Genomic DNA, 18,363 nt, shown 5'->3' on the forward strand with positions numbered 1-18,363 from the left:
GACCCTCTGTCAGTGCAAGGACACTCCGCGTCCGGCGAAGAACGGCTCGAAGTCCGCGAGCGCCAGGTCCGCCGTCCGCGTCCCGGCGTCGATCCCGGACGGGTTGTGCAGATGCAGGCCGCCGTCCGCGGAACGCCCCGTGACCAGCACCAGGTGGCCGCCCCGGCCGGGCGGGGGCAGGTGCGGGCGGCGGATCTCGAAGTGCACCGAGACCATGACCGAGCGGCCCTCGTCCAGCAACCCGGTGATCTCGTCCACCGTGAGGTGCCGGTGCACCGTGGCGTTGACGCCGTGCACGTCCCGCACGTACTCCGCGAACGGGGCGTAGATCAGGCCGTGGATCCCGCCCTCGGCGTCCTGCGTGTACGCGCCGTACTTCAGCGCGCCGTCCCGCAGCTCGAAGAGCGGGGGCGCGGCGGGGCCGAGTGCCATCCGCAGGCACGTCACACCGCACAGATGGCCGCACCAGCGGGCGTAGTCGTCGCGGGTGGCCGCGCCCGACTCCGCCCAGGCCGGGTCGGCGGCGCGGTCGAGGCCGCCGTACACGATGGGCCCGACCAGGTCGGGCGAGGCGAACTGGGTGAGCGAAGGCACCCGGCAGGTGGAGCAGTGGGACACGCGACCCCCGTCGTCATGCTGCGTCACTGGCGATAGCCGCTGAGGAAGCGGCCGATGCGGCTGATCGCCGCGTCCAGGTCGTCAGCGTAAGGGAGCGTCAGGATGCGGAAGTGGTCGGGGCGGGGCCAGTTGAAGCCCGTGCCCTGGACGACCTGGATCTTCTCCTGGAGCAGCAGGTCCAGGACGAACTTCTCGTCGTCGTGGATGGCGTGGACCTTGGGGTCCAGCCGCGCGAAGGCGTAGAGGGCGCCCTTGGGCTTCACGCAGGAGACGCCGGGGATCTCGTTCAGCTTGCGCCACGCCATGTCGCGCTGCTCGTGCAGCCTGCCGCCCGGCGCGGTCAGCTCCCGGATGGACTGGCGGCCGCCGAGCGCGGCCTGGATGGCGTACTGGGCGGGGGCGTTCGGGCACAGACGCATGGAGGCGAGCATGGTCAGCCCCTCCAGATAGCTCTTCGCGTGCTGCTGCGGCCCGGTGACGACCAGCCAGCCCGAGCGGAAGCCCGCCACGCGGTAGGTCTTCGAGAGGCCGCAGAAGGTCAGGACGACGAGGTCGGGGGCGAGCGCGGCGACGCTGTGGTGCACGGCGTCGTCGTACAGGATCTGGTCGTAGATCTCGTCGGCGAAGACCATCAGGCCGTGGCGGCGCGCGAGGTCGAGGATGCCCTCCAGGACCTCCTTGGGGTACACCGCGCCCGTCGGGTTGTTCGGGTTGATGATCACGACGGCCTTCGTGCGGTCGGTGATCTTCGAGGCCATGTCGTCCAGGTCCGGGTACCAGTCCGCGGACTCGTCGCACGTGTAGTGGACGGCCTTGCCCCCGGAGAGCGTCGTCACGGCGGTCCACAGCGGGAAGTCCGGGGCGGGGATGAGGACTTCGTCGCCGTCCTCCAGGAGGGCCTGGACGGCCATGGTGACCAGCTCGGAGACGCCGTTGCCGAGGAAGACGTCGTCGACGGAGACCTCGTCCAGGCCCAGGGCCTGGTAGCGCTGGGCGACCGCGCGGCGGGCGGAGAGGACGCCGCGCGAGTCCGTGTAGCCGTGCGCCCGGGGGAGCATCCGGATCATGTCCTGGACGATCTCCTCCGGCGCCTCGAAGCCGAAGAGCGCGGGGTTGCCGGTGTTCAGGCGCAGGACGCTGTGGCCCGCCTCCTCCAGGGCGTCGGCGTGCTCGATGACCGGGCCCCGGATCTCGTAACAGACCTCGCTGAGCTTGCTGGACTGCCGGAACTCCATGCGCTGTGCCTCCCGTGACGTGAGTTACTTGGTTTTACCAAGCGGGAGCTTGGAAAGTCCAACAACTTGCATAGACTGTGCCGCATGGGTCGCACGCCACCTGCCGCCAGGTCCCGCCGAAGCTATGACCAGTACTGCGCCGCCGCCCGGGCTCTCGACGCCGTGGGCGACCGCTGGACCCTGCTGATCGTCCGCGAACTCCTGGCCGGCCCCCGGCGCTACACCGACCTGCACGCCGACCTGCCGGGCGTGAGCACGGACGTCCTGGCCTCCCGGCTCAAGGACATGGAGCGCGAGGGCCTGACGACGCGCCGCCGCCTTCCCCCGCCCTCGGCGGCGTACGTCTATGAACTGACCGGCCGGGGGCGAGCCTTGCTGCCGGTCCTCCAGGCGCTCGCCGTCTGGGGCGCGCCCGCGCTGGCGGAGCGCGCGCCGACGGACGCGGTCCGTGCCCACTGGTTCGCGCTTCCGCTGCTGCGCGCGCTCGAAGGGCTCGGGGCCGACGGCGTTGTCGAAGTGAGCCTGGACGAGGGCGCGTTCCACGTACGGGTCGGCGGCGGGGCGGAGCCCTGCGGCGACGGCCCCGCGCCCGCGCGCCCCGACGCCCGTCTGGTGCTGGACGCCGAGACCTGTGTGGAGGTGGGCCGGGGCGTGCTGACCGTGGGGGAGGGAGTGCGGGCCGGCCGCATCGGGCTGTCGGGCGACGGCGTGCTCGCGAAGGCGCTCCGGGAGTCCTGACGGCGTCCGCCCGCCGACGCGCGCGGCAGTGATTATGGCCACTTCCCGACCTCTGCGGCCACGCCCCAACTGGCAATGGGCGGCGCCAGGTTGGGTTTCCCCGGCTCTCCCGTGAACACCCAGTCCCGTGTGTCGCAATGTTCATGATCACACAGTCGGCATACCGGGCATGCGGCGCTAGGGTCGTAGGGGTCCGTGTCGTTTTGTCGGGCACGGGCGGTTGGCGCCGGTGAGAGCGCCCAACAGGGGAACGGGGAGCATGGTCAAGAACGGGAATCAGGGAAGCAATCACGCCATCCGGGTCTTCCGGGTCCAGAACGCCTTCACCGAGCTCGAAGGGCAGGTGCACGGCCCCGGGGAACTGGCCGAGGCGACCGGCCTGGACGACTCGACGGTTCATCGCATACTCCAGTCCGGTCTCCACGACGGGATATTCGTACGAGAGGGGCGCGGCCTGTACCGCCTTGGCCCCGGCGCCGCGCGGCTCGGCCTGAAAGCCCTCGCGCACGCCCCCAACACCGACGTGGCGCACGAGGTGTTGGAAGACCTGCGCAAGGCGACCGACGGGGGGCTCGTCTTCCTCTTCGGTCTCGCCCCGTTCGGCGGGGCGCGCAAACAAGTCCTCGACATGGCCGTCGGGGACTCCGACCTGACGGAACTGGGCATCAGCCGCCGCGCGCTCCTGCTGGTCTTCCAGTCGCTGCGCACGGGGGCCTGCGGGCGGGCGATCCTCGCCCATCTGCCCGAGGTCATCCAGGAGGGCGTGCTGGCCGAACCGCCGCCCGTGGAAGCGGGCCCGGGCGCGTTCCGGGACGAGGGCACCCTGCTGGCCTCCCTCAAGGCCGTACGGGAACAAGGGGTGGCCGTCGACTCGGAGGAGTGCGCCGCGGGCTGGAACGGCCTGGCGGCGCCCGTCCGCTGGGACGGGCTGATCATGGGCTCCGTCGCGGTGCTCAAGCCCAAGGACGTCATGCCGAAGTGGTCCGCAGGCGTCCTCGCCGCCATGAAGGAAGCCGCCGACGCGTTCACCGAGACGGGTGGGCCCGGCGCCTGGTCGGCCGAGACCGCCAGTTCTTTCTGATTAACCGTCACCAACGAATCGGTTCCCGAAATCGCGATTTAATGTCGGCGTCACAAAACATCCGTGGAACGGCGTCCTGAGGCGGCCGGCCTTCACGGAATGTTCGCTTCTCGGCACGTGAGAAACGGTTCCCGTTTCTCACGTGCCGGGATTGCCGGAGCCCGTATTCTCGTCCTGCGGGAGACGATTGGCGTTTCTTGACAAACCCCGGTGCGGGTGGCCAATACTCGGAGACAGGAAAGCCGGAGTCGTGACGCTCCGGATTCGCTGTCAGGGGGAGTCGTCTTGGTTCGCGCCGTCATTGCCCGTTCGTGCACGCCGAGGGACGGGGCGGGGAGGGAGCGGCCGGGCTGCACCGCGGCCGGTGTCGCGCCAGGTGGCGCCGAGTCCCCTTCCTGGGAAGCCGAGTTGACCCGCGTCCCGCTGCTCTCCGCCCGGGAACACGAGGTGTTCACGCTCCTCGGCGAAGGATATTCCAACCGCAGCATCTCGCGGCGCCTCGACATCGCCGAACGCACGGTCAAGTTCCATGTGGCACAAGTGCTGAGTAAATTGAACGTTGAATCTAGGTTACAGGCGGGCCTGGTCGCGCACTCCCACCGGCGCCTGTACCAAAGTGCAGTTTCCTGCCGAATGAACGCCAGATAGTTTTATTACCGGAAAGAAAAGACCCGAGGCCATCGGCCCGGTCTTTCTCCAGGACTTCCCGGAAAGCACCCCGCAGCGCAGGCCCGCCGCATCCGGCGGACCCGCCGCTTTCCCCTTCCATTTTTCGTGGTGACGGAGAAAGGACACGCCCATGCCGGCCCAGCCAGCGGCTCTCGCCGAGAGCATCGGCACCCTGCACGCCACCCGTCGGTCCGCCGAAGAGGGCCCCGGCGCCCGCGCCACCGAACAGCAGCACGCCCGCGGCAAGCTGACCGTCCGCGAGCGCCTGGAGCTCCTCTTCGACGAGGGATCGTTCACCGAGGTCGAGCAGTTGCGCCGGCACCGCGCCACCGGCTTCGGCCTGGAGGACCGCAGACCGCACACCGACGGCGTCGTCACCGGCTGGGGGACCGTCCACGGACGGACCGTCTTCGCCTACGCCCACGACTTCCGCATCTTCGGCGGCTCCCTCGGCGAGGCTCACGCCACGAAGATCCACAAGATCATGGACATGGCCGTCAAGGCCGGTGCCCCGCTGGTCTCGCTCAACGACGGCGCGGGCGCCCGTATCCAGGAGGGCGTCTCGGCGCTCGCCGGATACGGCGGGATCTTCCAGCGCAACACCCGGGCCTCCGGGGTCATCCCGCAGATATCGGTGATGCTGGGCCCCTGCGCGGGCGGCGCGGCCTACAGCCCGGCGCTCACGGACTTCGTCTTCATGGTCCGCGAGACCTCGCAGATGTTCATCACCGGACCCGACGTGGTCCAGGCGGTGACGGGCGAGAAGATCACCCAGAACGGCCTGGGCGGCGCCGACGTCCACGGCACGGTCTCCGGAGTCGCCGCGTTCGTCTACGACGACGAGGCCGAATGCCTGGAGGAAGTGCGCTACCTGCTCTCGCTGCTGCCCTCCAACAACCGGGAACTGCCGCCGGTCCTCGAAGCCGACGACCCGGCCGACCGCCGCACCGACGGCCTCGCCGACCTGGTCCCCGCCGAAGGCAACCGGCCCTACGACATGCGCGCGGTCATCCAGGAGATCGTCGACGACGGTGAACTCCTGGAGACTCACGCGGGCTGGGCGGGCAACATCATCTGCGCCCTCGCCCGGATGGAAGGCCGGACCGTCGGCGTGATCGCCAACCAGCCGTCGAGCCTCGCGGGCGCCCTGGACATCCACGCCTCCGAGAAGGCCGCCCGGTTCATCACCACCTGCGACGCCTTCAACATCCCGCTGGTCACCCTCGTGGACGTGCCGGGGTTCCTGCCGGGCGTCGACCAGGAGCACAACGGCATCATCCGCCACGGCGCCAAGCTGCTGTACGCGTACTGCAACGCCACCGTGCCGCGCATCTCCCTGGTCCTGCGCAAGGCCTACGGCGGCGCGTACATCGTCATGGACTCCCAGTCCATCGGCGCCGACCTCACCTATGCCTGGCCCACCAACGAGATCGCGGTGATGGGCGCCGAGGGCGCGGCCAACGTCGTCTTCCGCAAGGAGATCGCCGCCGCCGACGACCCCGAGGCGACCAGGGCCCAGCTGGTCAAGGAGTACAAGACAGAGCTGATGCATCCCTATTACGCCGCCGAACGCGGGCTGATCGACGATGTCATCGACCCGGCGCAGACCCGCTCCTCGCTCATCGAGGCGCTGCGGGTCCTGCGCACCAAGGACGTCGACCTGCCGTCGCGCAAGCACGGCAACCCGCCCGCGTGACGGCCCCGGCGGACACCACGCTCACGGTGGTGCGCGGACGCCCCGACGAGGCCGAACTGGCCGCCGTCACCGCCGTGCTGCGGGCGGTGGCCCGGCAGGCGGACGCGGCCGGGCCCCCGGCGCGGCCCGGCCCGGTGCACGCCCGCTGGGCACGCGACGGCCGGACCCGCCCTGCCGGGTCCTGGCGCTCCGGCGGCGGCCACCGGCCCGGCCCCGCGGGCCGCGCCCGGGACACGGCATGAGCCGCGGACGCGAAGGCGCACCGCACGCCACGGACCCGCGTGACCGGACCACGCCGGGCACCCCCACACACATCGACTGGGAGCGGATAGTGAAACATCCACTCAACCCGATCGACGAGGTCTTCCTCGCCATGGATCAGGAACTCGGCCTGCTCCAGGGGCAGTTCCTGCGCTTCCGCGGACAGACCCCGACCCTGGCCGAGCTCCACGACCACGTGGCGAAGCGGTTACCGGGCCTGCCGCGGCTGACCCACCGGGCGGTGACCGACGGGCGCGGCGCGTTCCGCGCCCCCTGCGCCGGCTTCGATCTGCGCGACCACGTGCAGGAGGTGCGGCTCCCGGCCGGCACCTCGCTCGACGAGGTGCTCACCGCCCTGGTGGGCCGGCCGCTGGGCGAGGGCGGACCCCTGTGGACCCTGCACCTCGTGCACGGTTACGCCGAGGACGAGTACGCCGTCTGCTATCGCGTGCACCACGGCCTGGAGGACGGCATGGGCGCGGCCCACGTCGCCGCCGTCCTGTTCGGCACCCCGTCGTTCCGCTCGACCCAGCGGGACCGGGACGCACAGGGCGAGAAGAAGGACCGGCGCACCGGGCCCCTGTTCACCGCCGGGCCCGTCGAGCTGCTGCACGGCGCGCTCAGCGTGGGCGCCGGAATGCTGCGGGGGCTCGCGCCCGGCCGGATCTGGCCCAGGGCGAAGTGCACCTCCGCGGAGCACCTGGCCGTGTGCAGCACGAGCGCGACCCGGCGTGAACTGAGCGAACTGGGGCGCGGGTTCGGCGGCACCATCAACGACGCCTTCCTCATGGCCCTGTGGGGCGCGCTGTCCGCCTGGAGCGCGAGCGGCGGTGGCCGGCGTGACGTGCGCTCGGTGTTCCGCGGGTCGCCCGTGCCGGTACGGATGCCGCTGAGCACCCGGTACGCGGGCGAGGAGGACGCCGTCGGCAACCACCTCACCACGGCCGTCGTCACCCTGCCCGGTCCGTCGGTGCCGCCCGCCGAGGCCTTCGCGCAGCTCGTCGGCAGCACCCAGCGGATGCGCTCCAACGGCCTGCGGCCCGCCAGCCGGGCCCTGATCGCCCTGCTGCCCGCGGCCCTGATCCGCTGGACGGTGAAGCGCCTGCTCAGCCCCCGCTCCTCCCCGCTCTACGCCTCCAACTACGCGCTCCCCGCCTGTCTCTCCTTCCGCGACGACCCGGTGGTGGACGTCATCCCGCTCGGTGTGCTGCTGCCGGGCAACGCCCTGTCCGTGACGCTGCTGTCCTGCGGCTCACGGGTCCAGGTGAGTTTCCTGTACGACCGCAGGCTGCCGGGCGCCCAGCGTCTGGCGGCGCTGTGGCGCGAAGCCCTCGACGAGCTCGACGGGATGGCCGTACGGCCGGCGGCCTAGCCGGCGCCCTCCCCCCACCCGCCCTCCACCCTCCGGGAAGGTTCCCCATGCCCAGTCGGTCCAGTTCACGCGGTCATTCCGTATGGACCCTGATCGTGACCGGCCTCGCCGTCTTCATGGCGGCGCTGGACAACCTGGTCGTCATCACCGCCCTGCCCGCCATCCAGGAGTCCCTCGACACCAGCCTCCAGGACCTCGAATGGACGGTGAACGCCTACACCCTGTCCTTCGCCGTCTTCCTGATGGCCGGGGCCGCGGCCGGTGACCGCTTCGGGCGCCGCCGGATGTTCGTGGCGGGACTCGTCGTCTTCACCGCCGCGTCGGCGGCGTGCGCCCTCGCCGACACCTCCCAGCAGCTGATCGTCGCCCGCGCCGTGCAGGGCTTCGGCGCCGCCATCGTCATGCCGCTGACGCTGACCCTGCTGACCGTCGCCGTGCCGCCCCGCAGGCGCGCCCTCGCGCTCGGCGTCTGGGGCGCCCTGAGCGGACTCGCCGTCGCGCTCGGACCGCTCATCGGCGGTGCGGTCGTCGAGAAGATCTCCTGGGAGTGGATCTTCTGGGTCAACGTGCCGATCGGCGTGGTCGTACTGGCCCTCAGCCTGTGGAAGCTCGCCGAGAGCAAGCACCCCGAAAGCACGCTCGACCCGGTGGGCACCGTCCTGGTGAGCCTCGGCATGTTCGGCGTGGTCTTCGCCCTCGTACGGACCACCGAGTACGGCTGGGGCAGCGGCGAGGTGCTGATCTACCTGATCGCCGGAGCCGCCGTCATCGTGGCCTTCGTCCTGTGGGAGCTGCGCACCCGCAACCCGATGCTGCCGATGCGCCTGTTCCGCAACCGGTCGTTCAGCGCGGTCAACTCCGCGAGCCTGCTGATGTTCGCCGCCATGTTCGGCCTGGTGTTCCTGCTGACCCAGTTCATGCAGAACATCCAGGGCTTCTCGCCGCTCGAAGCGGGCGTACGGATGCTGCCGTGGACCGCGATGCCGGTCCTGGTCGCCCCGCTCACCGCCCTCCTGTCCGGGCGGTTCGGCAACCGTCTCGTGGTCGCCGCGGGCCTGCTGTTCGAGGCCGTGGGCCTCGGCTGGCTCGCCTTGGTGACCGAGGTGCACACCGAGTACGCCGACCAGGTCCCCGGCCTCGTCCTCGGCGGCATCGGACTCGGCCTGTTCTTCGCGCCCGTCGCCGAGATGGCCATGAACATCGTCGCCCCCCGCGACCAGGGCATCGCCTCCGGCGCCAACAACACCTTCCGCGAGCTCGGCGGCGTGCTCGGCGTGGCCGTACTGACCTCGGTGTTCACCGCGCAGGGCGGCTACGCCTCACCGCAGGACTTCGTGGACGGCCTCGTCCCGGCGACCTGGATCGGCGTCGGCATCGCCGCCCTCGGCTGCGTCGCCATCCTCACCGCACCACGCCGGTCCAAGGAGAACGGCGCCGCCTGGCAGGAGGAGGAGCGCCCCGACACCGAAGCCGTCCCGGCGGACCGCCTCCAGGCCTCACGGCACTGACCGCCGCACCGACCGCCCCCGGCCACCCGCACGCAACCGCCCACAGTCGACCAGCCAGCGGCAGGAGTCGAGATGTACGACGCAATCATTGTCGGCGCACGGATCAGCGGCGCCTCCACGGCCATGCTGCTCTCCCGCGCCGGCCACAAGGTGCTGCTGCTCGACCGGGCCGTGTTCCCCGGCGGCAAGGCGGCAGCGACCAACCTGGTCCACCCGCCCGGCATCCTGCGCCTCAAACGCTGGGGCCTGCTCGACGAGCTGCGGGCCACCGGCTGCCCGCCCATCACCGAGTACGGACTGCGCAGCGGCCCGGTGGAACTGATGGCCCGGCTGCCCGCCGAGGACGGCGTCGGCGAGGCGTACTCGCCGGAGCGCAGCAAGCTCGACCAGATCCTCCTCGACGCCGCGGTCAAGGCCGGGGCGGAACTGCGCGCGGGCGTCTCGGTCCGCGAGCTGATCACCGACGACGACGGCACGGTCACCGGCGTGCGGGGCGAGACCGCCGACCGGACCCCCGTCATCGAGCACGCCCATGTCGTCGTCGGCGCCGACGGCTCCAACTCGACCCTGGCCCGGCTCCTCGACGCACCCAAGTACGACGCGCACCCGGTCCTCAACAAGAGCCACTGGTCCTACTGGGAAGGCCTGCCGCACGACGGGCGGGTCCGCACCTACCGCCACAACGGCAAGCACGCGTTCACCTGGCCGACCCACGACGGTCTGACCATCGTGGGCGTGGCCCTGCCGGTGGCCGACTTCAAGGCCACCAGCGACGAGGAACGCGACCACACGGTCATCTCCGCGTTCGATGAGGTGGACCCCGAGCGGGCGGAGCTGCTGCGCTCGACCCGGCGCGTCGACCGCTGGATGACCGGTTCCGTGCCCAACTTCCTGCGCCTGTCGCACGGTCCCGGCTGGGCCCTGGCCGGGGACGCCGGCTACACCCGCGACCCGATCACCGCCGCCGGGATCACCGACGGACTGCGCGGCGCCGAACTCCTGGCCGCCGCCATCGCATCGGGCCTCTCCGGCGCCGAACCGCTGGACACCGCCCTGGCCGGCTACGCCCGCGACCGGGACGCCCTGGTCACCGGCCACTACCTCTACACCCGCGACCACGCCACGATCGCCAGCCACTCGCGGGAGGAGCTGGCGTTCATCCAGGCCATGCACCGCAGCCCCACGCACGGCCGCGCGATGGTCGGCATGTTCGCCACGATGGTCCACCCCGCCGAGTTCTACTCGCCGGCCAGCATCCACGCCCTGCTCGACCACCTGGAGCCGGGCGCCGCCCCGGGCTGGAAGCTGCGCATGGTGCGCTGGCTGGCCCGCGGAACGCCCCGGCACATCCCCGGCGCCACCCGCACGGCCGACCGCCTCGTGGCGAAGAACCTCGGGCCCATGGGCCAGTACCTGGCCGCCTGAAGCCCGCCGTACCTCGCACACCTCACGTACCTCGCGCACCTCGCGTATCGCACGTACTCATTCCGATTCCGCACCACCAGCATGGAGGCACGACATGACCGTCCACACCTCGACGGACCTGCGCACCACCTTCCTCTTCCCTGGCCAAGGCGGCTTCGACGGCGAAGCCCTGCGTCGTGCCGCGCGGAAGTACCCGCAGGTCAAGCGCATCTTCGAGCGCATCGATGCGGAGACCATGAACCTGTTCTCGCGCCGAATAACCGACTTGGTCCTCGGGGACCAGAGCGCCGAGCTGCGCGGACTCCTCGACGACGACGCCTGGGCCTCGCAGGTGGCCATCTACGCGGCCGGTCTGGCCTCGTACGAGATCCTCGACGCCCAGGGCGTACGCCCGGACGTCCTCGCCGGGCACAGCCTCGGTGAGATCACCGCACTGGTCGCCGCCGGGGCGTTCTCCGTCGAGGACGGGGTGCGCATCGTCGCCCAGCGCGTGGCCGTCATCCAGCGCCAGAAGGGCGTGGAGGGCCGCATGGTGGCGCTCTCGGCCGGCGCCGACCGCGCCCGCCGCCTCCTTGACCTGCTCGACGACCCGCTGCTCGCCGTCGCGACCGAGAACCACGACGAGCAGACCGTGGTGAGCGGCCCCGGCGAGGTCCTCGACCGGGTCATCGCGATCGCCGGACAGCTCGGCATCGGCGCCATCGAGATCGACACCCCCTTCCCCTTCCACACCCCGGCGCTCGCCCCGGCCGTGCCCGAGTTCGCCGCCTACGTCGGCAAGCTGGACCAGCACCCCCTCCAGCGCCTGGTGTACTCGCCGATCCTCCAGCGCTACTACGAGCCCGACGACGCGCTGGCCGACCGCCTCGCCGAGCACTTCGTCACCCCGGTGCGGTTCGCTGCCGCGGTGCGCCACCTCCAGGCCGCCGGTGTCACCACGTTCGTGGAAGCGGGCGGGCGGGCCGCGCTGACCAAGCTCGTCACCCGGCTGACCAAGGGTTCGGACGTCCGCGCCCTGCCGTCGCTCGCGATCGACGGCGACGGCGGCCTCGCGCTGGACGCCACCCTGCGGATCCTGCGCGACGCCGGTCTCGCCGGTGCGGCCGAGGCCCAGGGCCTCGCCGAACTGCTCGCCCCCACGGTCTCCGCCGACGTGTTCGAGGCGTACTGGACCGAGCACGGCGACGAGGTGCTGCGGCGCATCGCCGCCGACCTCGCCGGCTTCACCCCCAAGCCGGCCGCGCAGGCCCCCGCGCCCGCGGCCGCCTCCGCTCCCGCCGCGGACTCCGCACCGGCCGAGAAGCCGGCGCCGTCCGCGCCGGCCGCCGGGGCCCCGGACCGCGCCGAGATCCACGCCGAGCTGCGGACCCTGTACGCGGAGGCCCTCGAGTACCCCGAGGAGGTCTTCGAGGACGGCGTGCAGCTGGAGGCCGAACTGGGCGTCGACTCCGTCAAGCAGGTCGAGCTGCTGGCCCGCGCCTCCAAGCGGTACGGCCTGCCCACGCGCGAGGCCGGGTTCCGCCTGGAGAACTACAACACCATGGACAAGATCGTCGACTTCGTGCTCTCGGAGCTCTCCGGACGGGAGGCCGTCGCGGCGGGCTGAACCCCCGCCCCCGGCTCCCGCTCGTCCACCCGGCTCCAGAAGGGCACGTGTTCCATGAAAGACCTCACAGGCAAGGTGGCCCTGGTCACCGGCGGATCGAAGGGGATAGGAAAGGCCATCGCGCGTGAACTCGCCACGCGCGGCGCCTCGATCGTCCTCAACTACTTCCATTCGCACGACCAGGCCAAGGCGACCCGCGACGAGCTGACCGCCGAGGGCCACCGGGTCGACCTGATCCGTGCGTCGGTGGCCCGGCAGGAGCAGGTCGACCGGATGTTCGCCGAGGTCGACCGGCTGCACGGCCGGCTCGACATCCTCGTCAACAGCGCCGCCGACGGCGCGCTGCTGCCGCTCGACGAGATCACCGACGCGCACCTCGACAAGGCCATCGAGACCAACTACAAGGGCGGCCTTCGCTGTGCGCGTGCCGCCGCGCCCCTGATGGCCAGGGACGGGGGCGGCTCGATCGTCACGGTCTCCGCCCTCGGCGGCTCCCAGATGGTGATGGCCAACTACCTGGCCTGCGCGCCGGCGAAGGCCGCGGCCGAGGCCGCGTCGCGGTACCTGGCGGTGGAGCTCGCGCCGCTGGGCATCCGGGTCAACACCGCGTCCGCCGCGATGCTGAGCAGCGAGGTGGCCGACAAGTTCCCCGACGCGGACCGGATGCAGGACGTCATCGCCCGCGCCACGCCCTTCGGGCGGCTGGGCACGCCGGAGGAGTTCGCCACCGTGGTGGCCTTCCTCGCCTCCGACGACGCCCGCTGGATCACCGGCCAGGTCGTCCTCGCCGACGGCGGCCTCACGCTGGGCGCGGCCCTGCTGTCGCCTCCGGCGGAGGCGGCTGCGGCGGAAGTGTCCGTGCCCGAGGCGACTCCCGCCGAGACGGCCCCCGTGAAGACGTCGCCCACGGAGACGTCGCTCACGGAGGCGGCGCTCACGGAGGCGGCGCCGGCCGACGTCGCTTCCGCGGCGGTGGCTCTGGCGGAGCCCGCCACCGGGATCACCGAGGCCGAGTTCGGCGACGACTCGATCGCCGTCGTCGGCATGGGTCTGGCCGTCGCGGGGGCGAACAGCCCCGAGGAGTTCTGGAAGCTCCGGATGGAGGGGGACGAACTGTTCGTCAAGGTCCCCGCCGACCGCTGGGAGCACGAGCGCTTCCACTCGCCGGACACCGCCGCCGAGGACAAGGCGTACGCCGACCACTGCGTGTTCATCACCGGGTTCGAGCCCGCCGAGGGCGCCCTGGACGGCATGGAGGGGAGCCCCGACGAGCAGGAGTTCACCACCCAGTGGCTGCGCCACAGCCTGGTCCAGGCGCTCGACGGGGTGCGCCGCAGCGACACCGACAACTGCTCCTTCGTCGTCGGCTACACCCCCGACGGCAGCCAGCACCTGGAGGAGGCCGGCGTCCTCGACAGCGTCACCAGGATGACGCACGACATCATCGACGACCTGGCCCTGCCCGACGCCGAACGGCAGGCGCTGCGCGGCGACATCGACACCTCCCTCACCGGCCGCTACCGCCGCCGCGGCCAGACCCCCTCGCGGTTCCTGCCGCACCGCGTCGGCGAGCTGGCCATGGAGGGCATCCTGCCGCCGTCCACCGAGCTCCACATGGTCGACACCGCGTGCTCCTCCTCGCTGTACGCCATCGACATCGCCGCCAAGGGCCTCCTGATGGGCAAGCAGGACATCGCGGTCTGCGGCGGCGCCTTCGCCCTGGCACCGCGCGGCACCGTCCTCTTCTCCAAGCTCCAGGGCCTGTCCAAGAGCGGCAAGGTGCACGCCCTGGACGAGGCGGCCGACGGAGTGATCTTCGCCGACGGCGCCGCCCTCGTCGTGCTCAAGCGGCTGAGCAAGGCCCAGGCCGACGGCGACCAGGTCCTGGGCGTGCTGCGGGCGTTCGGCTCCTCGTCGGACGGCAAGGGCAAGGCGATCTACGCGCCGAACTCGGCGGGCCAGAGCCTCGCCGTGCGGCGCGCGCTGGAGAACGGCGACGTCAACGGCGACGACGTCGACTGGATCAACGCGCACGCCACCGGCACCCCCGCCGGTGACCTCGCGGAGTTCTCCACCCTGCGGGAGCACTTCGGCACCTCGCGGGCGACGGCGGTCACCTCCAACAAGTCCCTGATCGGGCACACCGGTTGGGCGGCCGGTGTCGTCTCGCTCATCGAGAACCTCAAGGGCCTGGAGAAGCGGACCGTCCCCGGGCAGTTCCGCTTCACCAACCCGCGCGCCGACTTCCGGCTCGCCGACACGCAGCTGGACATCCCGTCCGAGGCCGTGGAGTGGTCCGGGCGCAACGACAGGCCCCGGCTCGCCGCCGTGTCCGGCTTCGGCTTCGGCGGGACCAACGCGCACCTGATCGTCGCCGAGAACCAGCCGCGCGTCCAGGAGGCGGAGGTGCCCCGGGCCGAGGCGCCGGAGGCCCCCGCCGAGACGATCCCCGCCACCAAGAAGCCGGACCCCGACAGCCGGGTCGTCATCGTCGGCTGGTCCTCGCACCTGCCCGGTCTCACGGACCGCGACGAGGTGTCGGGCTGGCTGTCCGGCGGCAAGCCCCCGCTGGACACCTTCGGCGCCGCCTACCCGTCGCCGCCGTTCAACGAGGTACGGCTGCCCCCCAAGACCATCAGGGCCCTGGACCGCTGCCAGCTGATGATCCTTCAGTGCGCCCACCGGCTGCGCGACCAGATGCCCGAGTTCTGGGGCAAGCAGGCCGCCAAGACCGGTGTGTTCGTCGGGCACATGGGCCCGACCCGCGCCGCGATGCTGTACGCCAACCGCTGCTACCTCGACGACATCGGGCAGGCCGTCGCCGAATCGCCGCTGGCCGGTTCGCCGGCCGCCGGACAGGTTCTCGAGCGCCTTGGCGAGCAGGTCAGGTCGATGATCCCGGAGTCCAACGAGGACGCCTTCCCCGGCCAGATGCCCAACATCATCTCGGCCCGGGTGGCGAACTACTTCGACCTCAACGGCCCGAACATGACCATGGACTCGGGCTTCGCCTCCGCGCTGTCGTCCATCACCTCGGCCGGACGCTATCTGCGCACCGGCGAGCTGGACTTCGCCCTCGCGGGCGGCATCAACGGCAACAGCCTGCCCGAGTACCGCACCCTGATCGGCGACCTGCTCCCGGAGCACGAGCGGGAACTCGCCGAGGGCGCCTTCCTGTTCGCCCTCGCCACCGAGGAGCGGGCCGAGCGCGAGGGCCTGCCGATCCTGGCGTACGTCGACGAGCCGCTCGGCAGCGCCGCCGAGCAGTCCGGCGCCGTGTCCGAGCGGGAGTCCGTGCGGTGCACGGAGCCCGAGCACGCCCGCTACCTGGGCGCGGCCGGCGGTCTCGCCGTACTGAAGGCCCTGCACGGGCCCGCGGGCACGGTGGAGGTCTCCTGCGACCAGACCGGCGGCGCACCGGGCGCCCGGCTGCTCCTGACCGTCCCCGGTCCCGCCGAGCCCGCCCCGGCGCGGCGCGCGGAAGGCACCGCCGTCACCGGCACCCTGCCGCCCGGCTTCGTGTCGGACACCCACACCGGGGAGGGCGTGCCCCTGCGGGTGCGGCGCCAGGTCCCGGTCCTGGAGGCGATCCCGGCCCGCCCGGTGCGGGAGCCCATCGCGTTCCTGCCGGACGGCGCCCTGGTCGTCACCGACGCCCCCGGCCGACTGGCCGATGCGGTGGCCGCCGGCACCTCGCTGACCGTGCTGTCCACCACCCCGCTGGACACCCCCCGCCCCGGCTGGCACCACCTGCCCGATGCCACCCCCGACGCCGTGCGCGCGGCCCTCGCGGACACCGGGCCGGTCACGCACCTGCGGGTCCTCGCGGACCTCGGCCGGACCGCGCCCGCGGGGCAGCCGCTGACCGAGGGCTCGGCGCCGGTGCTGGCCCTGCACGACACGACGTACCTGGCGCTCCAGCAGACCCACGCCGGTCTCTCCACCGCCGAGTCCACCCTCGTCATGCTGTTCCTCGACGCGGTGCCCGGCGGCACCCCGCACCCGTGGTCCGGTCTGTTCACCGGCCTGCTCAAGAGCGCGGGGCGCGAACTCACCGACAGCACCAGCTTCGCGCTCCTCACCTCGGCCACCGACGTGGCCGACGGAGTGCGCCGCGTGGAGGAGGAGAGCCGGGCGCACCGCACCTTCCCCGTCGTCGTCGACGCCGACGGGACGCGCCGCACCCCCCGTCTGCACGACGAGCCGGTCGCCTTGGAGGCCACCGCCCCGGCGGCGCTCGACCGGGACTCCGTGGTCGTCGTCGCGGGCGGCGCCCGGGGCATCACCGCCGAGGTGCTCAAGGCGGTCGCCGCCGAGTTCGGCCCCCGGATCCACGTCTTCGGCAGCAACGACCTGGACAGCTACCCGCCGTCGGTCTTCGAGGGCAGCGACGAGGAGTTCGCCGCGGGCCGGGCGGCCTACATCAAGACGGAACTCGCCAAGGCCAGGACCAAGGGCAAGGGCAAGCCGAAGGGCAAGGGCAAGAGCGCGGGCAAGGGCCCCTCGGTCGCGGACCTCAACAAGTCCTTCGACCGGATGCTCAACGCCAGGGACGCCCGCCACAACCTCGACGCGATGACCGAGCACAGCGGCGCGGGCCGGGTCACCTACGTGCAGTGCGACATGCGCGACGGCGCCCAGGTGGAGAAGGCCATCGGCGCGGTCCTCCAGGAGCACGGGCGCATCGACCTCCTGGTCAACGCCGCCGGGCTCCAGCGCTCGGCGCTCATCAAGGACAAGGACTTCGGGGAGTTCACCTCGATCCGCGACCTGAAGGTCGAGTCGTACCTGAACCTCAAGTACGCGCTGCGCGACACCCCGCCCCGCACGTGGTGCAACTTCGGTTCGCTGCTCGGCTACTTCGGACAGCTCGGCGAGTCCGACTACGCGTCGGCCAACGACTTCCTGGGCACCGCGGCGACCTACGCGGCGGCCACCTCGGAACTCCACGAGTTCACCATCGGCTGGACGCTGTGGGCCGGCGTCGGCATGGGCGCCAACGAACTGACCAAGGCGTACTACGAACGGGCCGGCTCCTACAGCAGCATGGCCGTCCCCGAGGGCGTGCACCACTTCGTGCAGGAACTGCACGCGCCCGTGCGGCGGGCCTCGCTCGTCCACCTGGGAGAGGCCGAGCGCGCCACGGTCGAGGAGTTCTACCCCGGGTACCTCACCGAGGACCCGGCCGCCGGGAGCGCGGCTCCCGCCGCCTCCGAGCCCGGCTTCTTCCTGCGCCGCCTCGTCGAGTCGACGGCGACGTCCGCCACGTTCGAGTGCCGCTTCGACCTGGACACCGACGGCTATCTGGAGCACCACACCGTGCGCGGCGAGCCGACCCTGCCGGGTACGTTCGTCACCGAACTGGCCGCGGAGGCCGCCCGGCACCTGGTCCCCGACCAGCACGTCGTCGCCTTCGAGGACCTGCGGTTCGAGCACTTCCTGCGCGTCTACCGCGACCTGCCGACGGCCCCCAAGCGGCTGCACGCGCAAATCGCGTCGACCGACGGCTCCACGACCGCCGTCGAGGTGCGCATCACCGAGGACGTGGTGTCCCCGGCGGGCGTCGTGCTCAAGAAGGACCGGGTGCACTTCACGGCCCGCGTCCTGCTCGCCGACTCCTTCTCCGCCGCCCCGCACTGGGAGGCGTGGGACACCGCCGACGACACCCCCGTGCCCGACCCCTACCACCAGCCGGGCTCACCGGTGCAGCTCACCGGGCCGTTCGTGTCGACCACCGACACCCGCATCCACCCGCACGGCAAGCGGGGCCGCTACGCCCTGTCGCTGCCGGCCGACGACCCGACGTGGCCGCGGTTCACCGTCCCGAGCATCCTGCTCGACGGTCTGGCCCGGGTCGGGGTCCTCGACCTCGTCGACGGCCACCTCATCCCCGTCGCGGCGCCCCTGTCGATCCGCCGCATCGACCTGTACGAGGAGACGAACGACCTGACCCTGTCCCGGTCCGGCGAGGACATCCAGCTGTACGCCACCCCGCCCGGCTTCGACCTGACGGCCGACCGGGTCGACAACCGGTTCGTCGCGACCCGGCCCGACGGCCGGATGCTCCTCCAGATGAAGGACATGCAGGCGACGCTCATCGGCTATGTCGACGCCCGGACCGGCGAAGCCGTCGCGGCCGACCGTGACTGACCAG

12 protein-coding genes are annotated in these 18,363 nt (G+C 71.8%); 10 read left to right on the forward strand and 2 right to left on the reverse strand.

All coding sequences use genetic code 11. From position 1 onward, the window contains the following. Positions 1–9: 9 nt before the first annotated feature. Together QBL25_RS32135 and QBL25_RS32140 are read right to left on the reverse strand one after the other, a co-directional pair. Entirely contained in the window at positions 10–594 is a 585-nt protein-coding gene (locus QBL25_RS32135; protein WP_409060446.1) for a peptidase, read from the reverse strand. A gap of 47 nt (positions 595–641) precedes the next feature. Next, a complete protein-coding gene (locus QBL25_RS32140) occupies positions 642–1,853 on the reverse strand; it encodes a pyridoxal phosphate-dependent aminotransferase (protein ID WP_409060447.1) in 1,212 nt (403 codons plus the stop codon). An 84-nt stretch (positions 1,854–1,937) separates the two neighbouring features. On the opposite strand from QBL25_RS32140, the gene QBL25_RS32145 reads away from it, so the two are divergent. The 10 genes from QBL25_RS32145 to QBL25_RS32190 all read left to right on the forward strand — a co-directional run bounded on the left by QBL25_RS32145 (position 1,938) and on the right by QBL25_RS32190 (position 18,359). Beyond that, entirely contained in the window at positions 1,938–2,591 is a 654-nt protein-coding gene (locus tag QBL25_RS32145; protein WP_409060448.1) for a winged helix-turn-helix transcriptional regulator, read from the forward strand. Positions 2,592–2,850: 259 nt separating this feature from the next. Then, on the forward strand, positions 2,851–3,672 hold the full coding sequence (locus QBL25_RS32150; protein ID WP_409060449.1) for an IclR family transcriptional regulator: 822 nt from the start codon (positions 2,851–2,853) through the stop codon (positions 3,670–3,672). Between the two features lie 216 nt (positions 3,673–3,888). Beyond that, the gene (locus tag QBL25_RS32155) at positions 3,889–4,320 is read left to right on the forward strand and encodes a response regulator transcription factor (RefSeq protein WP_409060450.1); all 432 of its coding nucleotides are present in this window, start codon (positions 3,889–3,891) and stop codon (positions 4,318–4,320) included. Positions 4,321–4,471: 151 nt separating this feature from the next. Then, positions 4,472–6,037: an acyl-CoA carboxylase subunit beta gene (locus QBL25_RS32160; RefSeq protein ID WP_409060451.1), complete on the forward strand. Its 1,566-nt coding sequence runs from the start codon at positions 4,472–4,474 to the stop codon at positions 6,035–6,037. Further along, positions 6,034–6,279, forward strand: a complete 246-nt coding sequence (locus QBL25_RS32165; protein ID WP_409060452.1) for an acyl-CoA carboxylase subunit epsilon — start codon at positions 6,034–6,036, stop codon at positions 6,277–6,279. Before QBL25_RS32160 ends, QBL25_RS32165 begins: the two co-directional genes overlap by 4 nt. Further along, entirely contained in the window at positions 6,276–7,670 is a 1,395-nt protein-coding gene (locus QBL25_RS32170) for a wax ester/triacylglycerol synthase domain-containing protein (protein WP_409060453.1), read from the forward strand. Before QBL25_RS32165 ends, QBL25_RS32170 begins: the two co-directional genes overlap by 4 nt. Before the next feature lie 47 nt (positions 7,671–7,717). Then, complete coding sequence (locus tag QBL25_RS32175; protein ID WP_409060454.1) at positions 7,718–9,178, forward strand: MFS transporter; 1,461 nt, start codon at positions 7,718–7,720, stop codon at positions 9,176–9,178. Between the two features lie 72 nt (positions 9,179–9,250). Further along, positions 9,251–10,603 (forward strand): NAD(P)/FAD-dependent oxidoreductase, encoded by a 1,353-nt coding sequence (locus tag QBL25_RS32180; RefSeq protein WP_409060455.1) that lies wholly within the window; start codon positions 9,251–9,253, stop codon positions 10,601–10,603. A gap of 94 nt (positions 10,604–10,697) precedes the next feature. Continuing rightward, complete coding sequence (locus QBL25_RS32185) at positions 10,698–12,209, forward strand: acyltransferase domain-containing protein (protein WP_409060456.1); 1,512 nt, start codon at positions 10,698–10,700, stop codon at positions 12,207–12,209. A gap of 54 nt (positions 12,210–12,263) precedes the next feature. Continuing rightward, a complete protein-coding gene (locus QBL25_RS32190) occupies positions 12,264–18,359 on the forward strand; it encodes an SDR family oxidoreductase (protein ID WP_409060457.1) in 6,096 nt (2,031 codons plus the stop codon). Positions 18,360–18,363: the final 4 nt, after the last annotated feature.

The sequence above is a fragment of the Streptomyces sp. SYP-A7185 genome (assembly GCF_046103685.1).
GTDB lineage: Bacteria > Actinomycetota > Actinomycetes > Streptomycetales > Streptomycetaceae > Streptomyces.

Coding starts and splice junctions, on each gene's coding strand:
- QBL25_RS32140 (WP_409060447.1), bottom strand. CDS start 1,853: ATGGAGTTCCGGCAGTCCAGCAAGCTCAGCGAGGTCTGTTACGAGATC.
- QBL25_RS32145 (WP_409060448.1), top strand. CDS start 1,938: ATGGGTCGCACGCCACCTGCCGCCAGGTCCCGCCGAAGCTATGACCAG.
- QBL25_RS32150 (WP_409060449.1), top strand. CDS start 2,851: ATGGTCAAGAACGGGAATCAGGGAAGCAATCACGCCATCCGGGTCTTC.
- QBL25_RS32160 (WP_409060451.1), top strand. CDS start 4,472: ATGCCGGCCCAGCCAGCGGCTCTCGCCGAGAGCATCGGCACCCTGCAC.
- QBL25_RS32170 (WP_409060453.1), top strand. CDS start 6,276: ATGAGCCGCGGACGCGAAGGCGCACCGCACGCCACGGACCCGCGTGAC.
- QBL25_RS32175 (WP_409060454.1), top strand. CDS start 7,718: ATGCCCAGTCGGTCCAGTTCACGCGGTCATTCCGTATGGACCCTGATC.
- QBL25_RS32180 (WP_409060455.1), top strand. CDS start 9,251: ATGTACGACGCAATCATTGTCGGCGCACGGATCAGCGGCGCCTCCACG.
- QBL25_RS32185 (WP_409060456.1), top strand. CDS start 10,698: ATGACCGTCCACACCTCGACGGACCTGCGCACCACCTTCCTCTTCCCT.
- QBL25_RS32190 (WP_409060457.1), top strand. CDS start 12,264: ATGAAAGACCTCACAGGCAAGGTGGCCCTGGTCACCGGCGGATCGAAG.